This window comes from Neptunicoccus cionae (genome assembly GCF_002860325.1).
GTDB classification, from domain to species: Bacteria; Pseudomonadota; Alphaproteobacteria; order Rhodobacterales; family Rhodobacteraceae; genus Amylibacter; species Amylibacter lutimaris.
Map to the genome: position 1 here is coordinate 258,673 of NZ_PKOJ01000002.1, position 17,953 is coordinate 276,625.

Sequence of the window (17,953 nt, forward strand, 5' to 3'; positions counted from 1 at the left end):
TATGCATCCCCTACTGGTTCCGGTTCCCACGGGCGATGGCCCGACTGATCCCTGCCGCCACTTGAGTCTGCGATCGTGTGAAGCTCTCTGCGTCCGGTGTTGTGATATTCATCGTGATATTAACCGCGTTCCCGCCTCCGCCACCCTCAACGCCGAGCCGCCCGTCCGCGCCGCGGCGCAACGGCATGATGGCTTCCGGTCCTGCCTCACCCATCAATCCCATTCCGCCCCGCATGGGAAACATTGTCGGCCCGCCCACGATCCCCCCCTTGGCGAAAGCAGTTGCCCGTCCCCCGGAAAAGACATTCCCCTTCGCACTTGGAAATATACTGCCAAGGATCGAATTAACGCCGCCGCTCAATGCGCCGCCTATCGCATCCGTGACCGGCGACATCGCTTGGTTGAACGTGCTGCGGATCATCCTCTGTGCCAGAGTCTCCAGCACATCAGAAAACTTCGCCCCCTCAAGGATCACATCTCCGAAGGCCCCTCGCAGCCCCTTGGACAAAGTCCCGGACAACCCCCGCGCCTCCCTCTCCGCCAGCGAGATACTCGTCTGCATGCCGCGCAACTCCTGCTGGAACACAGCCGACATTCGCGCAGTCACAGAGATATTGCCTTCCAGAGACTCAAGCTGGCTTTCCAGCGTCTCCAGATCAGGTCCATAGTCACTCATGCTTGGTCCTCTAAGTTGAAATTAGATGTCAGGAAACTGGGCGCAGAGCGCATTCAACCGATCGCGGCTCAGACCCGGCGTGCCACCGGGCGACACCCCTGCCATCATCAGCAGCTCCACAGGCGTCAGCGCCCAAAACTGATCCGGCAACAGGCGCAACTGCCCCAGCCCCAGCGCCATTAAACCGGCCCAGTCAATCATCCGCCCCCTCCGGCAACGTGAAAGTCAGCCGCAGCAACACTCCAGCAGCCCGCGCTGCCTCGATCGCACCCCCCGCAATCTCCGCCTGTTTCAAATCAGCCTCGCTTCCTTCCCAGCCTCCACCCGTCAAACCAGCCCAAAGCAATGCGACCAGATCATCTGTCTTGAAAGCACCCCGTTCAAACCGTTCAATCACCGGTAACAGCCCGTCAGTCCCGAGACGTGTTTCAAGCGCCGCCAGCGCGCCGAGGCTCAGCCGCATCACACGCTCGACGCCATCCACTGTCAGCGACACCTCGCCGCGATAAGGGTTCGCCATCAAATCACAGAAAACGCCAGCGCACCTGCCGACGCGAAGGCCATTTCATAGGTCGCCTCGCCGTCAAACTGTCCCGCATACTCCAGTGACGTGATCTGGAATGCCCCTTCGACGATGCCGAAATCAGGAATTACCACCTGAAAATCGGGGATCTGCCCGTCAAAAAAGATCTGCCGCGCCCGTTCGTCTGTGTTTTCATCCCGAAACACCCCCGATCCGCTAATGCTCGCAGTTTTGACACCGCCCCCCGACAATAATTCCCGCCACCCCCCTGTGCTGTCGAGCGCTGTCACATCCACTGTTTCCGTGTTGAACGAAATACGAGAGGCACGCAGCCCTGCCAGCGTCTCAAACGTTCCCGCATTGTCCATATCCACCTTGATCAACAGATCTTTCCCGTTCTGTGCCGCCATTACTCTCTCCTAAATCCTGTGATCTTATTTCTGAAACCGGTCCGCTGCCGGTCAGTCGTCTTCTACAAACGCGCGAAATTTCAGACGGATCTGCCGCTGCTCGGGGCTGCCGTCCCGCAATGCACGCGCCGTTCGAAAGGAAAGCGACACCAACCGCCCCCGAGTCAGGGCAATCTGCGCCCCGATCACCGCATCGCACACCGCTCCTGCCACCTGCTTAGCCCCGGCAAACCCGGCCGCCGAAGACACCACGCGTATGTCCAGATCATGCACCGCCGCACCTGCCGAACCACTGGAGCGGTCCCGCGCCTGTTCGTCCCCGATCAGGACATAAAGGTCCGGTATCGCCCCGCTTGGCGGTGCGTCAAAAACATCGCTACCAACCAGCCCCGTCAAAGTCGCATCCGCCTTCAAAGCCAGATAGACCCCCTGCTGAAGTGCATGAGAAACCGCATAGGTCACGTAAGCACCTCCTCACGGGTCCAACACAGCAGATATAATCCCGCAGTGTCATGCTCTGTTACCGATTCAATTCCGTAAACGCGGCTTCCTTCAACAAAGCGTTGTCCCGGCATAGGGCGCTGCGGATCGCCCTGTGGTGCGCCGCGCACTATTATCCTGTGCCGCTCTAAAGCGGTTGTGCCCGCAGAAACCTCAGTCACCCGCACACTGCGCATCTGCACATCGGCCCAGACCTCTCCCAAGGCCACCCAGTCCCGCTCGAACCCGCCAGCACCATCGGAAACCCGCTGCCGCCGTTCCAGCGTCAACTTCCGGTTCAACTCCACACTCCGCACCATCAGCTCCCTCCCAGCAAGCGTACTTTTCTGAACCGCTCCAAAAGCGACAGGATCGCCGGAGGCAAACGCCCTTCCTCACGGCTCGCTCTGTGTTCGTAGAATTCCGCCGCCAGCATCAGAACAGCGCGCGCCAGATCTGGCGGTATATCGCTCCACGAAGCCCCATAACCGGCGGTAAAAGATACCTCTGCGCGACCCGCCTCCGGAATAACTGCCAGCGCCAGCCCAACCGCGACCAAAGCAGGGTTCTGACTATCTTTTTCCAAATGATAGGATTCTGGCGGCATCACCGTCTCGGCACCCTCCCTGTCCACCAGCGTCAGAGCATCCAGCGATTGCACAGGACGAACCGGTAAAACCTGCCTGTCATAGTGCCGCCACCCCGTCAGCGCCCAATTGAAGGACTTTTCAAGCAGCACCAAACCTGTCCGCCCCTCCACCGCGCTAATCGCTGCGCGCAAATAGGCTTCCAACAGATCGTCCTGCTCCGCTTCACTGGAAAACCCTGTCCCCAAACGCAAATGCTCCTTCAGCAAAGCCAGAGGCAGCGATCCGCTCGGAACGCTTGAAAGTTCAGTCAAAATCATAAGCGTATTCTCCCAATACGGATCAAATTGATAAATGCGGTGCGTGCGGGCCGGCTGGACGGAGGACAGCAGAACCGACCCGCAGCACACCAGAAGCAACGCAGCGAACCCCGTTGCCCCATCCCTGAAAGGGACTCCTGCTTTTGATTAAGAAACGGCGAATTTCAGCAGTTTGATTGCCGCGAAATCGCTGACATCCCCGCCAACACGTTTCGTGGCGTAGAACAATACATGAGGTTTGGCGCTAAACGGATCGCGCAGAATCCGCAGATCCGGCCGCTCTGCCACAGTATAGCCAGCCGCAAAGTCGCCAAATGCAATGGCATTTGCGCCGCTGGAAATGTCCGGCATATCCTCGGCCACCAGCACCGCATATCCCATAAGGCGTGCAGGCTCCCCCGCAGCCAATCCGTCGGACCACAAGAACCGCCCGTCCGCGTCCTTCATCTTGCGCACGGCACCCGCTGTCTTGGAATTCATCACAAAGGTCGCATTCGCGCGATAGCGCGCGCCCAGCGAATAAACCAGATCCACAATCGCATCCGCAGGGTCGACCGCTGCAAAGTCTCCGTCAGCTCCTGTTGCCACATAGCCAAGATCACCCCAACTCCAACTGTCGTTTGCCACTGTGGTATAGGTCAGAAAACCCGTCGGCTTGTCCACACCGTCACCGGACACAAAAGCCACCCCTTCCGCGCGGGAGAATTTGTCGGCAATCCGCGACGCCAGCCAACCTTCCACGTCAAAGGCACTGTCATCCAGCAACCGCTGGGAAGCTTTGGGCAAAGCTGAAAGTTCATGCAGCGGGATCGAAATCCGCTCAACCTGCGGCGTTGCAGTCTCGGATGCGGCCCCGGCCTCGGTAGCCCATCCCGCCCCAAGCTCGGTGTGATCCACCAGCACGTCATAGGCCGTGGATTCCACCGCCACTACATTAGCAATCGAGCGGATAGAGGCGGTCGCATGTAGCACACCGGCAATCTGATCCGCAGTCTGGGGATCAACCAGATAGCCCCCATCGCCGGAAACCGCTGTCGACAACGCCTTTTCTTCCATATTCAATGCCCTCATTGCATCGTCGTCACCGCTGCGCAGATAGGCTGCAAATGCCTTCTTGTGTGGCACCTCAACCTCGCTCACAGCGGACAATACAGGGCGCCGCGCGCCAGTGTTCTTGCGTTCCAGCATGTTCAATCTCTTTTCCTGTTCCTGAAGTCGGTCTTTCAAATCGCTATTCACTTTGGTTACGTCCTGTAGAAAATCTTCCATCGCAGCCTTCACCTGAAGCGAAGGCATGGACTTGGCCTCTTTCACGCCTCGCGGCGCCGCGGTAGTCGATATGCTCATGATCAATCCTGTGCTGTGGTTAAAATTTTGGGTTATCTCCGGAGACGCAGAAACCCGTCACCCGGACAGCCGTGCCTTTGCAGCGGCAAGCGTGGCAACCAGTTCTTCAGCCAGGGTTTCATCCTCTTTTGCACCAGCGCCAATCCGCGCTTCGGGCAACATCGGGAAAGTCACCAGCGACACCTCCCACAGATCAAGTTCACACAATAACCTGTTGCCCTTGCTTGATTTTTCCGACCGAACAGTTCGATACCCGATGGAAAGCCCTTCAATTGCTCCAGCCTTGATTAACGACAAAGCTTCGGAACCCGCCTGCACATCCGCCAGAATGCGCCCCTTCACAAACAGGCCCTTGGTATCCTCCCGCACCTCCTGCCAGACGCCGATCGGCTTGGCCGGATCGTGCTGCCAAAGCATTTTCACCCGCCGCCCGTCCTGCGCCATCGTTTTCAGGCTGCGCCCGTAAGCCCCTTTTTGCACCACGTCGCCGCTCTGGTCCGAAGCCCCGAAAACCGACGCATAGCCCGATATCTCACAGTCTCCCGAAACATCGATCCCGTCCTTAAACCGGCAAAACTTCCTCTCCAGCGCCAAGGCGCTTTCCGCATATCCCATTCCGTTTCCTCTAAATTGCGATGCCAGAGGGCATCAAACCTGCTGCGTCACATCCAGAAGCACCAGAATCCCACGTGTCAGAACGAACCCGACCACGCCGTAAACCGCTAACCAGATTCGCCGCTCCAGCCGATCCAGGGCGCTCTCGATCATCTCAAGCCGCCGCTCCAGTGCGATCCATCGTTCATCCGTTACCTGACGATGTGTTTCCAGCTTCGCAGCCGCCTCGAAAGGTTCGTACAGATAACGCGACCCGACGCCCCTACTCATCCGGTTCTGCCGGCAAGCCCAACAGCCTCCGCTTTTCCCGATCGGTCAGAAAACCTGCCTCGGCCACGCGGCGCCACTGCGCCTCCCGCTCTATCGCGAGCGCGGGGATACCATCCAGATCCGCCGACAGCCGTATCGCTTCACCGTAAAATGCAGGCAGCCACGCCGACAAAGCCGCCGCCAGCTTCTGCACCAGCGGCAAAACCGTCAGACGGTAAAACGCGCGGTTCGCTTCTGCATAATTCGCATAAGTCGCATCTCCGGGCAGCCCCAGCAGCATAGGCGGCACGCCAAAGGCCAAAGCCACCTCACGCGCCGCACTTTCCTTCGTTTTTTGGAACTCCATATCCGAAGGCGAAAACCCCATCGGTTTCCAGTCCAACCCGCCTTCCAGCAACATCGGACGCCCCGCATTGCGCGCACCCTGATGATTTGCCTCGATTTCCTCAACCAGCCGGTCATACTGGTCCGCCTGCAAACTTCCCTGTCCATCCACCCCGCGGTACACAATCGCACCACTGGGCCGCGCCGCATTGTCCAGCAGCGCCTTGGACCACCGGCAGGCCGCATTGTGAACATCCAGTGCCGTCGCTGCCGCCTGTATCGGGGACAAGCCATAATGATCATCCAGAGGATGGAACGCCCGCACATGACAAACCGGCGGAAGCTCCGCCCCCATGTCAAAGCGAACCTTGCGGGAACCGACCGAATATTCATAAGCTTCCGGCCACCCGTCAGCGCCGGGAACCACCTTCATCCGGTCGGAGCGGAGCACATAAATCTCGGCCGGACCACCATCTGTGCCGCTCCCCGCCGCCTCAAGATATCCGTCGCCGGACAACAGGAACTGCCCGTAAAAACTTTCCAGCAGATCCGCGCCCCCCTGAAGCCCGTTGGGCCGCGCTAGCAGGTCGATTAACGGATGCACCTCAAACCGGGTTTCCGACCCGCCCACGATCAATGGTACCGCTGCCGCTGCCTCGGCAATCATCTTCACGCAACGGAATCCGACAGGATTTGCCAGAAACCCGCTGCGCGTCAAACTCCCCACGTCCCGCGCAGACCAGGCGGGCCGCCCCGATCCATGAAACGCGATCACCGGTCCCGCGGCCGAGCTTTTTTCTTCCGGCACATCCCTTTGGGACGCACTGCGCAAAAATTGCAGTACCATCTGTTATCACTCCTAAATTTCATACAAAACAGCGCGTTACGAGACGTATTACAGGCGGCGTATCTGTGGTCTCTTGAATTTCGCAGCCGGATCTATCATCAAATCTGTCAAAGCCCAGACCAGCGCATCCACCCGATCCGGCGATCCTTTGCCCTCGTATCCCAGCAGCGTCATATCCCCCATCTGTGCCTCTAACGCCTGCAATCCGGGCGCGTGAAACACGCGGCCCTGCTCGTAAAGCGCCGCCACAGGTTCCGCCCTGACCGCTTTACCGCGGGAAGCATGGACACCGCGGTAGGCAAGCAGCGGATCTTGCTGGCGCAAAACGCTCTCGACCATATCGCCGCCCTGATTAACCTCGGCGACAACACGGTCAGCCTGCCAACTGCGCACAGCCTCTATTACCTGTGCAGCCCACTTTGCAGGGCTCGCGCCCCGAATGCTCGCATCCTCCAGCACCCACGCCCGCCAGTCCTGCGGGCCCGCGCCTATCATCTGCATTCCAGCAACTACAATCCCGCAGGCATCAGATGTGGACTTGCCAGACGCCGGCGGATCAACCGCAACCACAATCCGGTCCAGCTCCGGCACTTCGGCCCGCCGCAACTCCTCCAGTCGCTCCATCGGCCACAATGCGCCTTCCGCATCTTCCAGCATCCTGCCATCCAGTTCCTGCCGTCCCAAACGCGTACCGCTGTAATCCGTGTAAACCTTCCTTAAAAACCCGGGGGCGAGGTTGGCTTTATTTGCCTCTGTAGGAGCATGGGTCACCACCGTGTCCTTTGCCTTCAGTATCTCCTTTAACACTCCGATGTTGCGCGGTGTCGTTGTCACAAGCGTACGGGGTTTATCCCCCAACCGGAGCGCAAATTGCAGCATGTCCCAGCAATCCCTCCCCCGCCGCCATTTGCCCAACTCATCTGCCCAAGCGCAGTCAAATTGCGGACCCCGCAAACTCTCCGGACTGCTCGCAGACATTGCCCAGGCCTCGGCCCCGTTCGGCCAGACCAACACGCGGCGGGATCCCTGCCACTCCGGTTTGCGATCTGGCGGGCTACAAGCCATGATGCCGCTTTCGCCAAACACCATCACTTCACGGACCTGATCCATTGTCTCCCCCACCAGCGCAACGCGGCGGTATCGTCCTGTATCAAACGGCTCTGCACCCTCAACCTGCTGGCGCACCCATTCCGCGCCAGCACGGGTCTTCCCCGCACCACGCCCCCCCATGATCACCCAACTGGCCCAATCGCCTTTTGGCTCCCGCTGGTGGGGCAAGGCCCAGAAATCGAACAGATAAGGCAAGGCCATCAACGTTTGATCGCTAAGACCTGAGAGAAAATCTTCAATCTCCGCTTCGGTCGCGGAACCGAGCAAGTCGGTCAAGGACTTCCCGTCTTGCATCGTTAAGGTTGACGGCGTCTCCTTGGACGACACCGCGGATGGCGCTGCTGTGTTTTTCAATGTGGGCCTCAAGCGACGTTACATGCAAAACTGCGGCACTGTATTCCCGTACTAGGGTCAATAACTGCGCAGTTGAGATAGGTTCGGCATGAGGAGACCTCTCGGACAAATCGCGAATAATACGCTTGCGCAGATCAGCCACAGCTGCCCGCGCGTCACGCAAAAGCAGCGGCAACGCTTGCACGTCCACGTCTTCAATATTTGTCATGTATAAGGGTTCCTACCGGTGCCGTCACCGCGACGACAGAAACGAAAAACGACCCTAGGCATATTCTGCCCGGGTCGTTACCCACTTCTTCCATCTTGTCCAAAGGTATACCGGTGCGCGGTCGCAAAGTCAATCAAACCCGCTCGTCCCACGCAACACCAAAGGCGCAACGCATCGCCTAACCAACTGAAAACAAACCTTTTCGCACAGAACGCAGGTCGTCACCCGCCGTTGCTTTGCCGCCGCTTCTCAGCTTCAATCTTACGCCATTTGGCAACATTTGCGTTATGCTCGACCAGAGTTTCGGCAAAGGCATGTCCACCCGTGCCGTCAGCCACGAAGAACAAATTGTTGCTTTCGTTTGGATGCAGGGTCGCGTGAATCGCATCCCGTCCGGGATTTCCGATCGGGCCAGGCGGCAGCCCCTCAATGATATAGGTGTTATAAGGCGTCTTCTTTGACAGCTCACTCCGCCGCAGGCCCCGCTCCAGAAAACCCTCACCATTGGTGATGCCATACTCGACGGTGGAATCCATTTGCAGTTTCATACCCTTGTTCAAACGGTTTACAAACACCGCCGCAACCTCGGCCCGTTCCTCTGCAACGCCGGTTTCCTTCTCGATGATAGAAGCAAGCGTCAAAGCGGCTTCGGGCGTATCAAACGGCAGACCCTCTGCACGGTTCTCCCACTCTTCCGCGAGAATACGTTCCTGAGCCTGATACATCTGCTCGATCACATCTTCTACAAGCGTACCGCGCCGCACCTCATAAGTGTTCGGAGAGAGCATTCCTTCCGGGGGTACATTCTCGAACGTGCCACCAAGGAAATCCGCCTGTTTCAGGCTTTCAACAATCTGCCAGCTGGTAGTACCTTCCGCCACAGTAATCCGGTAAACAATCGGCGTTTTTTCCTCGACCAGCTTGGCATAAGGTTCCGGCAGTTCTGCACCTTCATCGAATTCAGCCAGTTCCTCGGTCTTCCCAGTGCCGGGTTCCCGTTCGGACAGGGTCATTTTCGCACCACGGATACCAATACGATAATTGGCAAGGAAGCGGAAAGAACCCGCCCCGCCCTTGGTGACAATGTCCAGAATATCCGCCATCGAAGCACGTGCCGGAATTTCGTAGTTCCCGAACTTCAACTGGCTGGCCTGCCCGTTGTAATCCGATGCAACCCGCATAATCAGCCCGTATGTAACAGCGCCCTGCTCTTCCAAATTCTTGGACAGCCGGCTGACCGTACCACCGCGCGGCACCTCGATGTAAATTGAGTTCTGCAACGGTCCGGGGCGGGTAAACTCCGCCTTGGCCCAGAAGAACAAACCGCCGGCAACCACCAGCAGCACAATCAAAAGGTTGACGAAGTTCGCCGCAATATGCCGTGCCATCTTTGCGCTTTCCGCTGTGCCGCCGATGCTGTCACCGGTGCGGCAAATATCTTACCGAAACCCGTTCAGGGGCGCTCAGGAAGCGCGCCCCATAATCAGGCAAGCGTTCGTACCACCAAACCCGAAAGAGTTCGACAACGCGACTTCAATCTCCCGTTTACGCGCGGAATTCGGCGCAAGGTCGATTTTGCTGTCCACAGCAGGATTGTCCAGATTGATCGTAGGTGGTGCAATCTGGTCCCGCAGTGCGAGGATACAGAAGATTGCCTCAACCGCACCGGCTGCACCCAAAAGATGCCCGATCGACGATTTGGTCGACGACATTGTTGCATCCTTGGCATGATCACCAAGCAAACGCTCCACCGCGCCCAACTCGATCGTGTCAGCCATCGTGGATGTGCCGTGTGCGTTGATGTAGTCCACGTCATCCGGCTCCAGGCCAGCCCGCTTCAGCGCCGCTTTCATGGCACGGAAGCCGCCGTCACCGTCTTCGGACGGCGCGGTGATGTGATAGGCATCACCTGACATCCCGTAACCGAGAACTTCGGCATAAATCTTTGCACCACGGGCCTTGGCGTGCTCGTATTCTTCCAGAACCACGATACCGGCACCTTCGCCCATGACGAAACCGTCACGGTCTGCATCATAAGGTCTGCTCGCAGATTTCGGGTCGTCACGGCGTTTCGTGCTCAGCGCCTTACAGGCGTTAAAGCCCGCCATGCCAATTTCACAGATCGCGCCTTCCGCACCACCGGCAATCATAACGTCCGCATCATCAAGCGCAATGATCCTCGCCGCATCGCCAATCGCATGAGCCCCTGTGGAACAGGCTGTCACAACCGAATGGTTCGGGCCTTTAAAGCCGTATTTGATGGAAACCTGACCGGAAACCAGATTGATAAGAGCCCCCGGAATAAAGAAAGGTGACACGCGGCGCGGTCCCTTTTCTTTCAGAGTGATCGCAGTCTTTGCAATGGAATCCAGACCACCAATCCCCGAGCCGATCAGAACACCGGTCCGGTGGAAGTCTTCTTCCTCTTTCGGGGTCCAGCCGCTATCCTCAACAGCCTGTGTCGCCGCCGCGATGCCATAGAGGATAAAGTCGTCTACTTTACGCTGCTCTTTCGGCTCCATCCAGTCATCCGGATTGAATGTCCCGTCAGAGCCATCCCCGCGCGGGATTTCACAGGCGTAATTCGTCGCCAGATGATCCGCATCAAACCGCGTAATTGTACCCGCAGCGCTGTCACCCGCCAGCAAACGCTTCCATGTTTCTTCAACACCGCATGCCAGCGGCGAAACCATACCCAAACCTGTGACAACAACCCGACGCATACTAGCCCTCGTATCTTGGTTATTTACTTCCAAGCCTCTCTACAGCCTTGCGCCACTCTGGGCAAGTAATTGGCGGCTTCAAATCTCAATCATACGTTTGGCACTATACCGTCAGACAAAGCTGGCGATCTCTTCCACCTCGGGAACGGCAATTTCCAGAGCCTTGCGCAAATCGACGGTTTTGTTGAACAGCGCCCGCCCGATGATCACGCCGTCACAATGGCCCGCGTATTTCAACATAGAGACATCATCAAGCGTGCGCACCAGCCCGCTGGCAATCACAGGGTGACGCGTGCTTGCAGCCAAAACCGAAATTTCAGAAGCCCCAACCTCAATATCTTCGACATCGGCATCAACATCGGTCACAAGAAAACCGGCCAGTGGTGCATCGGAATAACTGCGCAGGAACGGAATCGGCGCAAACATGCTTTCTTCCCGCCAGCCGTCTGTCAGAACGCGCCCGCGCCAGCAGTCCACCGCCACAATAATCTGGTCGGGAAAGGCCCGTGCCAGTTGCTGCACCAAAGCCGGTTGCTTTACTGCCGCCGTACCGATCACAATGCGCCCCGCACCTTTGTCAATCCACCGCACCGCAGATTCCACACTGCGCATCCCGCCTGCAACCTGCACCGGAATACCGACTGTGCGAATGATCTCCTCGACCAGTTCGACATTCTCCGAACCGCCCTCAATCGCATTGAAATCCGTAACTTGCATCCACGACGCACCAGCCTCGGCAAAACTTTTTGCCACACTTAATGGATCCACATGCCAGACAGCAGCTTCTTCCAGACGGCCCCGTGTCAGGCTGACACATTTCCCGTCTTTTAACTCGATTGTTGGATATATGATCATGGCACAGCCTCCCCGCTTCGTGATCTACTAGAATCACAATAGCTGACAGTTGCCATTTCCCCTAACACGCCACCGACGTTTTAAGTCCAAAACGCAAAACGCGGCCCGAAGGGGACCGCGTTTCAAAACTCTGTGGTGTAAGACCGGAAGTCTTAGGAAGCTTCTTTGATGAACTTCACTGCATCGCCGAAAGACTGGATGGTTTCAGCCGCGTCGTCAGGGATTTCGATGCCGAATTCCTCTTCGAAGGCCATAACCAGTTCAACCGTATCAAGGCTGTCTGCGCCCAGATCGTCGATGAAGGATGCACCCTCAACAACTTTGTCTTCGTCAACGCTCAGGTGCTCGACAACGATTTTTCTCACGCGATCTGCGATGTCGCTCATGTTTTCTATCCTCATATTGCGCGAAAGCTCTGCCTTCGCCTTTGGCCCGCAAGCAGGCACCTCAAAAGATGATCACGAAGCCCAAAGGCCCCCGTTCACCGGTTAACTCGTGCCGCGCTATACCATAAGTTACCCTGTTGGCAAATGTTTTCCAATATACGCACAGGCACACGTCAGATAGCGCAGAAAACCCGATTTTTCCCGAATTCGCAATCCATTAAAGAGACAATAAGTTCGGATTTCTTGGCTGCCATCCATCCGATCCCCCTCGTTGTAACAGTTTTTTCGTAAGGTTTCAGAGCCGTTCGGGGAATCAGCGCAAGCATTCAGCCTGCCGACCCGGCAAGCAATCCTGCAAAAAGCATTGCTTGCGCGCACCAATAGGTCCCCCAAACCGCAAAAGGAGTCAGACGAAGCCCAACGCTTCCTTCGGGAATCACAAATAATTCCAGTGAAAGGATTAGGTCGGACAACATAAATACAAACGCGCCGCACAGGGCCAGTGCCAGAACACCGTTGAACGGCAGCACCAGTGCCGCACCGCCCATCGCGATGATAACCGGCACATATGCAACCACCGCCGACCGCAGTTCGTAGGCTTTCCGGTATAGCAGCACCGACATACTACCCCCTAAAACAGCCAAACCAATCAAAACCGCCACACGAGGGGCAGATGCAAGCCGTGCAGAGTCTGCCGCAGGGTGAGATAGAAACGTGCCAATATAGAACAGATGACCGACAGCAAAAGCCCCAACCCCGGCCAGGAAAAGCCGGTCACTGTTACGCGACAGCGCATAATCGCCCAGCGCACAGAAAGAAAGTGCAGCAATCAGGCTCCATTCCCCACCCGCAATCCATGCTGCGAATGCTAGGCTCGCAACACTGACTGTCTTGATGAAAGAGCGCGCCGCGCCCGACGCGCGGAAACAATAGCCAACCCAGTAAATCACAGCGCAAATGCTGCCAAGCGCGAAGAAAGCCAAAGCAACGCCCACAGCTTCGCGGCTCGCTCCGGTATTCAGCAAGTCAAAAGGCAAGACTTCCGTCACACCTCGTCTGGGAAATGTTTCATGACCGAGCGGATCGGATTCGGCGCAGCCTGACCGAGTCCACAGATAGACGCATCTACCATTGCCACAGACAATTCCTCCAAAAGTCCCTGATCCCATTGATCGTTTTGCATCAGCTTCACCGCCTTTTCACAACCCACCCGGCACGGTGTACACTGCCCGCAGCTTTCATCCTCGAAGAATTTCAGCATGTTAAGGGCCGCTCCCCGCGCACTGTCCTGATCGCTCAGCACCACTACGGCGGCAGAACCGATAAAGGTCCCATGTTCCTGCAATGTGTCAAAATCCAGCGGAATATCGTCAAGACTGGCCGGTAAAAGCCCCGAAGACGGTCCCCCCGGTTGATAGGCCTTAAATGCGTGCCCTTCCTGCATCCCACCGCAGTAGTCTTCTATCAGGCTGCGGATTGTCGTTCCCGCCGGTGCAATCTTAACGCCCGGATTGCGCACCCGGCCTGACACCGAATAACTGCGCATCCCTTTGCGCCCGTTCACACCGTGATCCCCGAAAATTCCCGGACCGGAACGGGCTACCTTTGCGATCCAGTACAGTGTTTCGACGTTATGTACCAATGTCGGACGGTTAAACACACCTACCGAGGCAACAAAAGGCGGGCGATGGCGCGGCATCCCGCGCTTGCCCTCGATGCTCTCGATCATCGCACTTTCCTCACCGCAGATATAGGCACCTGCCCCGCGACGCAGATCAATATAGCCCGCCGGAACCAGACCGGCCGCTTCCAGTACAGCAATCTCACGGCGCAGGATCTCCAGAACCGCCGGATACTCGTCCCGCATGTAGATAAAGCATGTATCCGCATCAACAGCCCAGGCCGCGATCAGCATACCTTCCAGAAACACATGGGGTTCGCGTTCCAGAAAGTAGCGGTCCTTGAATGTGCCCGGTTCGCCCTCATCCCCGTTAACAGCCAGATAACGCGGTCCGTCGTTCATCCGCACAAACGACCATTTCTTACCAGACGGGAAACCTGCGCCCCCCATCCCCCGCAAACCGCTTTGCAGAACCTCTTCTTGCAACTCATCCGGCGTCTTGCTTCCATCGCGCAGCGCTGCAAGCGTCTGATAGCCTCCGTCCGCACAATAGGCTTCATATTGCTCGTACTCCGGCACCCGTGCGTGGGTCTCCCCGTTCTTGATCGCGGCTTCCACCTTTTCCACGCTGGCGTTGTCGATATGATTATGCCCAAGCTCCAGTACGGGAGCAGTATCACACCGCCCCATGCAAGGCGCACGCAAGACACGTACATCCATTCCGCTGGCATACTTACGCGCAAGTGCTGTCAGCAATTCCTGCGATCCGGCCAACTCGCAAGACAGGGAATCGCACACGCGTATCGTCAGATCCGGTGGTGCCTGCTCCCCTTCCTTGACCACATCAAAATGAGCGTAAAAGGTTGCAACTTCGTAAACTTCCGACTGCGAAAGTTTCATTTCTTCGGCCAGAGCAGCCAGATGCGCAGCAGAAAGACACCCATAAGTATCCTGCACCAGATGCATGTGCTCGATCAGTAGATCACGGCGACGGGGACGGTCCCCCAACAGGGCCCGCACCTCATCCAGCGCTTCATCCTGAACCTGACGGCCTTTCGGCGTATGACGGCCTTTGCCCTTGCCGGATTTCCAAACGCCCTTACGCTCGTCTAAAGCCATTATCGTGTCTCCTTCGCTCTGCCGCCACTCTAAGCCGATATTCCATCTGATGCGAAACCGAAAAGCGACAGGTTTCAAGGGAATAACGCTCTGGTCCGCCTGAAACTTGTGTCTGGCCAGAAGCGTTTTATGATCCCAGATACATCCTAACGAAATATACTCATGACCAGACACCTCAGCGCATTCGCTCTAGTGACCCTCCTGCCGACCGTCCTGTTGGGGATTGCTGCCCAGCGCGGCGGTCTTTGGCCCCTCCTCCCGCTGTTTCTGCTTGCCGGAGTGAACCACCTGATCGACAGCCTGTTTGAAAACCGTCCCGACAGCCCTGTTGAGCGCGCTTTGGCTGATATTCTCCCTGTGATACTCGCCTGCTGCCATTTCGTTCTGCTGGCACTCGCAATCTATGCTCTGGCAATCAAGTCCGATCCGCTGACAACCAAACTCCCCCTGTTTTTTGCTTTCGGGCTCTATTTCGCGACCGTTTCGAACGCCACCGGACACGAGTTGATCCATCGCCGTCAGCGCCTGCCTTTCCAGTTTGGGAAGTGGATCTTCATCTCGCATCTGTTTGGTCACCACACCTCGGCGCACCGTCTGGTTCATCACCCGTATGTCGCAACGCGGTTTGACCCGAACACCGCCCGTTACAACGAAAGCTTCTATTCATTTTACCGTCGCGCTTGGCGCGGTTCCTTCCGCGCCGGCCTCAGTGCGGAAAACACCCGTCGCGGCCTACCCGCCGAAAGCCGGCGCATTGACACTTCCAACCCCTATTTCACCTATATTGCTGGCGGCATCCTTTTCCTTTTACTCGCTACGCTTGCAGGGGGCTGGACCGGATTGCTCACCTATCTCGGTCTCGCACTCATGGCACAAGGTGGCCTGCTGTTAACCGACTATGTACAGCACTATGGCCTGACCCGCAGCGAGGGCGAAGACGGTCGGCTCATGCCAATCGCCCCCCATCACAGCTGGAACGCGCCCCACTGGTTTACTCGTAATCTAACACTCAATGCGCCCTTGCACTCGGACCACCATGCCAAACCGGCCCGCCCCTATACCGAACTTGCCAATCACTCCGAAGAAACGGCCCCACAACTCCCCTACAGTCCCGGAATCATGTCGATTATCGCACTCAACCCGATCCGTTGGCGCCGTATCATGAATCCGAAAGTCGCCGAGTGGGCGATGCGCCACCGAAAAAACACCTGACACTCCGACCTGATTGCAAAGCTCTGCAAATTGCGCATAGGCTCGGCCAACATCTCATCAGCCGTGGACGTCATGCTTAGAACACTCATCTTCACCGCCCCGATCGTTGCCGCACTGACAGGCTCCGTATCGGCTCAGGCCAGTAGCGAAACAATTGTCACGCCACAGGAATTTGAAGCCCTCACTACAGGCAATACCCTTTATTTCGAACGCAATGGCCGCTTTTTCGGGGCGGAGCAATTCTACACCCGCCGCCGCTCGCTCTGGATGAATGGCGCAAAGGAATGTCTTGACGGAGAGTGGTTTGCCAAGAACGACTTGATCTGTTTTGACTACGGCACCGAACGTGATCCGCAATGCTGGCACTTCATCGAACGGTCCGGCCAATATTCCGCCCGCGCTGAAGGCGAAAGCGCAGAGTTCGACATACATCTATATAACATCGACAAAACGCCGCTGGACTGCAAAGGCCCCGCCGTCGGCGCCTGAGAAATCAGAACAAACTGCCCTGTTGTCCACCGCTATCAGAACTGTCTTTCTTCGGCGCGGCCTTACGCTTGGCCGGTTTCGCAGATGCCTGTGCAGGTACGCCCCCGTCAGGCGCAACAGGAACAACTCCGTCCCGGAACTGGATCTCCAGCCGCCCGTGACCAGCCGCCATCGCAGCATCGGACACCAGCCCGCCAGTCCCGTCGCGCACTACCGCATAGCCACGTTCCAGCGTGGCTTGATAGCCGAGTGTCTCGCGCAACCGTTCCAACCCGTCCAACCGACTACGCCAGTCACGACCCTGCGTTTGCACGGCCCGCACAAACCGCCTCTCAATATTTTCCAGCCGTTCCCGCTTGGTCTCGACTGCCCGTTGCAGCACCTGCGGACGCAATCCGGCACCTTGCTCCACCAAACGTGCCCGCCCCCGCTCGGTCACGGCCTGAAGTGCCCGCGGCAACCGGCTTCCCATCAGGTCAAGACGCTGTGCCTGCATTGCCACCAGATCCGCCGGATTGGGCAAGGCCCGTGACAGATCCCGCAACCGCTGCTGCCGCCGCGCCAGCCCGTCGCTCAGCGCCCGCACCCGCCGTTCCTCCATAGAGGCCAGCCACGCCATCAACTCTGCGCGAACAGGGACTGCCAGTTCTGCCGCGGCCGTTGGCGTTGGTGCCCGCTGGTCCGAGGCGAAGTCGATCAGTGTCGTATCGGTTTCATGCCCCACAGCCGAGATCAGCGGAATGTCAGAGGCCGCCGCCGCGCGAACGACGATTTCCTCGTTAAAACCCCAGAGATCCTCAATAGATCCACCACCCCGCGCAACAATCAGCAAATCAGGGCGCGGCATCGCCCCGCCGGGCGCCATCCGGTTAAACCCCTCAATCGCGGCAGCTACCTCGGGCGCGCAGCGATCCCCCTGCACTGCCACCGGCCAGATCAGAACCTTGCGCGGAAACCTGTCGCGAAGCCGGTGCAGAATATCGCGGATCACTGCGCCGGAAGGCGATGTCACCACACCGATTACACCGGGCAAATAGGGAATCGGCTGCTTTCGGGCACTGTCAAACAGGCCTTCCGCCGCCAGCACCTTCTTGCGTTTCTCCAGCATGGCCATCAACGCGCCCACACCTGCGACGCGCAATTCCATCACGTTCATCTGGTATTTTGACTGTTTGGGAAAGCTGGTCAGCTTGCCCACCGCGACGACTTCCATGCCTTCTTCGGGTTGCACCGAAAGCCGCCCCGCCTGCCCTTTCCACGTCACCGCGTTCAGCACAGCACCATCGTCCTTGAGGTCATAATAAATATGCCCCGACCCATAGCGATTCACCCGTCCGATTTCTCCGCGCACCCGCACATGGGAAAAACGCCCCTCAATCGTACGCTTCACCGCCCCAGAAATCTCGGACACACTGAATTCCGGTGCATTTTGTCCCGGTTCAGGATCATCAATAAGGTCAGACATGGATTGCTTCTC

22 protein-coding genes are annotated in these 17,953 nt (G+C 57.6%); 2 read left to right on the forward strand and 20 right to left on the reverse strand.

All coding sequences use genetic code 11. From position 1 onward, the window contains the following. Positions 1 to 10: 10 nt before the first annotated feature. The 19 genes from C0U40_RS07150 to C0U40_RS07235 all read right to left on the reverse strand — a co-directional run bounded on the left by C0U40_RS07150 (position 11) and on the right by C0U40_RS07235 (position 14,775). On the reverse strand, positions 11 to 676 hold the full coding sequence (locus tag C0U40_RS07150) for a phage tail tape measure protein (RefSeq protein ID WP_101655074.1): 666 nt from the start codon (positions 674 to 676) through the stop codon (positions 11 to 13). 21 nt (positions 677 to 697) lie between these two features. Further along, complete coding sequence (locus tag C0U40_RS07155; RefSeq protein ID WP_101655075.1) at positions 698 to 877, reverse strand: rcc01693 family protein; 180 nt, start codon at positions 875 to 877, stop codon at positions 698 to 700. Beyond that, on the reverse strand, positions 870 to 1,196 hold the full coding sequence (locus C0U40_RS07160; protein WP_101655076.1) for a gene transfer agent family protein: 327 nt from the start codon (positions 1,194 to 1,196) through the stop codon (positions 870 to 872). The genes C0U40_RS07155 and C0U40_RS07160 overlap by 8 nt, the downstream gene beginning before the upstream one ends. Further along, positions 1,196 to 1,609 carry a phage major tail protein, TP901-1 family gene (locus tag C0U40_RS07165; protein ID WP_101655077.1) on the reverse strand — a complete coding sequence of 138 codons (414 nt, stop codon included), beginning with the start codon at positions 1,607 to 1,609 and terminating at the stop codon, positions 1,196 to 1,198. The genes C0U40_RS07160 and C0U40_RS07165 overlap by 1 nt, the downstream gene beginning before the upstream one ends. Positions 1,610 to 1,660: 51 nt before the next feature. Continuing rightward, on the reverse strand, positions 1,661 to 2,071 hold the full coding sequence (locus C0U40_RS07170; protein ID WP_101655078.1) for a DUF3168 domain-containing protein: 411 nt from the start codon (positions 2,069 to 2,071) through the stop codon (positions 1,661 to 1,663). Beyond that, positions 2,068 to 2,409 (reverse strand): head-tail adaptor protein, encoded by a 342-nt coding sequence (locus tag C0U40_RS07175; RefSeq protein WP_101655079.1) that lies wholly within the window; start codon positions 2,407 to 2,409, stop codon positions 2,068 to 2,070. The genes C0U40_RS07170 and C0U40_RS07175 overlap by 4 nt, the downstream gene beginning before the upstream one ends. Beyond that, positions 2,409 to 2,996: a head-tail connector protein gene (locus tag C0U40_RS07180; protein ID WP_101655423.1), complete on the reverse strand. Its 588-nt coding sequence runs from the start codon at positions 2,994 to 2,996 to the stop codon at positions 2,409 to 2,411. Before C0U40_RS07180 ends, C0U40_RS07175 begins: the two co-directional genes overlap by 1 nt. Before the next feature lie 147 nt (positions 2,997 to 3,143). Further along, the gene (locus tag C0U40_RS07185; RefSeq protein WP_101655080.1) at positions 3,144 to 4,343 is read right to left on the reverse strand and encodes a phage major capsid protein; all 1,200 of its coding nucleotides are present in this window, start codon (positions 4,341 to 4,343) and stop codon (positions 3,144 to 3,146) included. A gap of 57 nt (positions 4,344 to 4,400) precedes the next feature. Continuing rightward, complete coding sequence (locus C0U40_RS07190; RefSeq protein WP_101655081.1) at positions 4,401 to 4,958, reverse strand: HK97 family phage prohead protease; 558 nt, start codon at positions 4,956 to 4,958, stop codon at positions 4,401 to 4,403. A gap of 33 nt (positions 4,959 to 4,991) precedes the next feature. Continuing rightward, complete coding sequence (locus C0U40_RS07195) at positions 4,992 to 5,228, reverse strand: GTA head formation protein, RCAP_rcc01685 family (RefSeq protein WP_101655082.1); 237 nt, start codon at positions 5,226 to 5,228, stop codon at positions 4,992 to 4,994. Further along, entirely contained in the window at positions 5,221 to 6,399 is a 1,179-nt protein-coding gene (locus C0U40_RS07200; RefSeq protein WP_101655083.1) for a phage portal protein, read from the reverse strand. The genes C0U40_RS07195 and C0U40_RS07200 overlap by 8 nt, the downstream gene beginning before the upstream one ends. 48 nt (positions 6,400 to 6,447) lie before the next feature. Beyond that, complete coding sequence (locus tag C0U40_RS07205) at positions 6,448 to 7,803, reverse strand: DNA-packaging protein (protein ID WP_286134838.1); 1,356 nt, start codon at positions 7,801 to 7,803, stop codon at positions 6,448 to 6,450. Beyond that, the gene (locus tag C0U40_RS20085) at positions 7,745 to 8,071 is read right to left on the reverse strand and encodes a hypothetical protein (protein ID WP_145991905.1); all 327 of its coding nucleotides are present in this window, start codon (positions 8,069 to 8,071) and stop codon (positions 7,745 to 7,747) included. The genes C0U40_RS07205 and C0U40_RS20085 overlap by 59 nt, the downstream gene beginning before the upstream one ends. A gap of 221 nt (positions 8,072 to 8,292) precedes the next feature. Next, the gene (gene mltG / locus C0U40_RS07210) at positions 8,293 to 9,459 is read right to left on the reverse strand and encodes an endolytic transglycosylase MltG (protein WP_101655084.1); all 1,167 of its coding nucleotides are present in this window, start codon (positions 9,457 to 9,459) and stop codon (positions 8,293 to 8,295) included. 75 nt (positions 9,460 to 9,534) lie between these two features. Then, the gene (fabF, locus tag C0U40_RS07215) at positions 9,535 to 10,794 is read right to left on the reverse strand and encodes a beta-ketoacyl-ACP synthase II (protein WP_101655085.1); all 1,260 of its coding nucleotides are present in this window, start codon (positions 10,792 to 10,794) and stop codon (positions 9,535 to 9,537) included. 111 nt (positions 10,795 to 10,905) lie between these two features. Further along, the gene (locus tag C0U40_RS07220) at positions 10,906 to 11,649 is read right to left on the reverse strand and encodes a HisA/HisF-related TIM barrel protein (protein ID WP_101655086.1); all 744 of its coding nucleotides are present in this window, start codon (positions 11,647 to 11,649) and stop codon (positions 10,906 to 10,908) included. A 152-nt stretch (positions 11,650 to 11,801) separates the two neighbouring features. After that, positions 11,802 to 12,035 (reverse strand): acyl carrier protein, encoded by a 234-nt coding sequence (locus C0U40_RS07225; RefSeq protein ID WP_069299629.1) that lies wholly within the window; start codon positions 12,033 to 12,035, stop codon positions 11,802 to 11,804. A 326-nt stretch (positions 12,036 to 12,361) separates the two neighbouring features. Beyond that, positions 12,362 to 13,084, reverse strand: a complete 723-nt coding sequence (locus tag C0U40_RS07230) for a lysoplasmalogenase (RefSeq protein WP_180957663.1) — start codon at positions 13,082 to 13,084, stop codon at positions 12,362 to 12,364. Beyond that, positions 13,081 to 14,775, reverse strand: coding sequence for an NAD(P)H-dependent oxidoreductase subunit E (locus C0U40_RS07235; protein ID WP_101655087.1), 1,695 nt, complete (start codon positions 14,773 to 14,775; stop codon positions 13,081 to 13,083). The genes C0U40_RS07230 and C0U40_RS07235 overlap by 4 nt, the downstream gene beginning before the upstream one ends. 162 nt (positions 14,776 to 14,937) lie before the next feature. Here C0U40_RS07235 and C0U40_RS07240 point away from each other — a divergent pair, with 162 nt between their 5' ends. Both C0U40_RS07240 and C0U40_RS07245 read left to right on the forward strand, forming a co-directional pair. After that, on the forward strand, positions 14,938 to 15,987 hold the full coding sequence (locus tag C0U40_RS07240) for an alkane 1-monooxygenase (RefSeq protein WP_101655088.1): 1,050 nt from the start codon (positions 14,938 to 14,940) through the stop codon (positions 15,985 to 15,987). Positions 15,988 to 16,059: 72 nt separating this feature from the next. Further along, positions 16,060 to 16,476, forward strand: coding sequence for a hypothetical protein (locus C0U40_RS07245; protein ID WP_101655089.1), 417 nt, complete (start codon positions 16,060 to 16,062; stop codon positions 16,474 to 16,476). A gap of 4 nt (positions 16,477 to 16,480) precedes the next feature. On the opposite strand, the gene xseA is transcribed toward C0U40_RS07245, so the two are convergent. Next, on the reverse strand, positions 16,481 to 17,941 hold the full coding sequence (gene xseA / locus C0U40_RS07250; RefSeq protein WP_101655090.1) for an exodeoxyribonuclease VII large subunit: 1,461 nt from the start codon (positions 17,939 to 17,941) through the stop codon (positions 16,481 to 16,483). Positions 17,942 to 17,953: the final 12 nt, after the last annotated feature.

What these genes read in the sequence shown, in the direction of transcription:
- C0U40_RS07190 (WP_101655081.1), bottom strand. Translation starts at nt 4,958, where the DNA reads ATGGGATATGCGGAAAGCGCCTTGGCGCTGGAGAGGAAGTTTTGCCGG.
- C0U40_RS07240 (WP_101655088.1), top strand. Translation starts at nt 14,938, where the DNA reads ATGACCAGACACCTCAGCGCATTCGCTCTAGTGACCCTCCTGCCGACC.
- C0U40_RS07160 (WP_101655076.1), bottom strand. Translation starts at nt 1,196, where the DNA reads ATGGCGAACCCTTATCGCGGCGAGGTGTCGCTGACAGTGGATGGCGTC.
- C0U40_RS07200 (WP_101655083.1), bottom strand. Translation starts at nt 6,399, where the DNA reads ATGGTACTGCAATTTTTGCGCAGTGCGTCCCAAAGGGATGTGCCGGAA.
- C0U40_RS07175 (WP_101655079.1), bottom strand. Translation starts at nt 2,409, where the DNA reads ATGGTGCGGAGTGTGGAGTTGAACCGGAAGTTGACGCTGGAACGGCGG.
- C0U40_RS07150 (WP_101655074.1), bottom strand. Translation starts at nt 676, where the DNA reads ATGAGTGACTATGGACCTGATCTGGAGACGCTGGAAAGCCAGCTTGAG.
- C0U40_RS07220 (WP_101655086.1), bottom strand. Translation starts at nt 11,649, where the DNA reads ATGATCATATATCCAACAATCGAGTTAAAAGACGGGAAATGTGTCAGC.
- C0U40_RS07185 (WP_101655080.1), bottom strand. Translation starts at nt 4,343, where the DNA reads ATGAGCATATCGACTACCGCGGCGCCGCGAGGCGTGAAAGAGGCCAAG.
- C0U40_RS20085 (WP_145991905.1), bottom strand. Translation starts at nt 8,071, where the DNA reads ATGACAAATATTGAAGACGTGGACGTGCAAGCGTTGCCGCTGCTTTTG.
- C0U40_RS07165 (WP_101655077.1), bottom strand. Translation starts at nt 1,609, where the DNA reads ATGGCGGCACAGAACGGGAAAGATCTGTTGATCAAGGTGGATATGGAC.
- C0U40_RS07195 (WP_101655082.1), bottom strand. Translation starts at nt 5,228, where the DNA reads ATGAGTAGGGGCGTCGGGTCGCGTTATCTGTACGAACCTTTCGAGGCG.
- C0U40_RS07155 (WP_101655075.1), bottom strand. Translation starts at nt 877, where the DNA reads ATGATTGACTGGGCCGGTTTAATGGCGCTGGGGCTGGGGCAGTTGCGC.
- C0U40_RS07180 (WP_101655423.1), bottom strand. Translation starts at nt 2,996, where the DNA reads ATGATTTTGACTGAACTTTCAAGCGTTCCGAGCGGATCGCTGCCTCTG.
- xseA (WP_101655090.1), bottom strand. Translation starts at nt 17,941, where the DNA reads ATGTCTGACCTTATTGATGATCCTGAACCGGGACAAAATGCACCGGAA.
- mltG (WP_101655084.1), bottom strand. Translation starts at nt 9,459, where the DNA reads ATGGCACGGCATATTGCGGCGAACTTCGTCAACCTTTTGATTGTGCTG.
- fabF (WP_101655085.1), bottom strand. Translation starts at nt 10,794, where the DNA reads ATGCGTCGGGTTGTTGTCACAGGTTTGGGTATGGTTTCGCCGCTGGCA.
- C0U40_RS07235 (WP_101655087.1), bottom strand. Translation starts at nt 14,775, where the DNA reads ATGGCTTTAGACGAGCGTAAGGGCGTTTGGAAATCCGGCAAGGGCAAA.
- C0U40_RS07245 (WP_101655089.1), top strand. Translation starts at nt 16,060, where the DNA reads ATGCTTAGAACACTCATCTTCACCGCCCCGATCGTTGCCGCACTGACA.
- C0U40_RS07205 (WP_286134838.1), bottom strand. Translation starts at nt 7,803, where the DNA reads ATGCAAGACGGGAAGTCCTTGACCGACTTGCTCGGTTCCGCGACCGAA.
- C0U40_RS07225 (WP_069299629.1), bottom strand. Translation starts at nt 12,035, where the DNA reads ATGAGCGACATCGCAGATCGCGTGAGAAAAATCGTTGTCGAGCACCTG.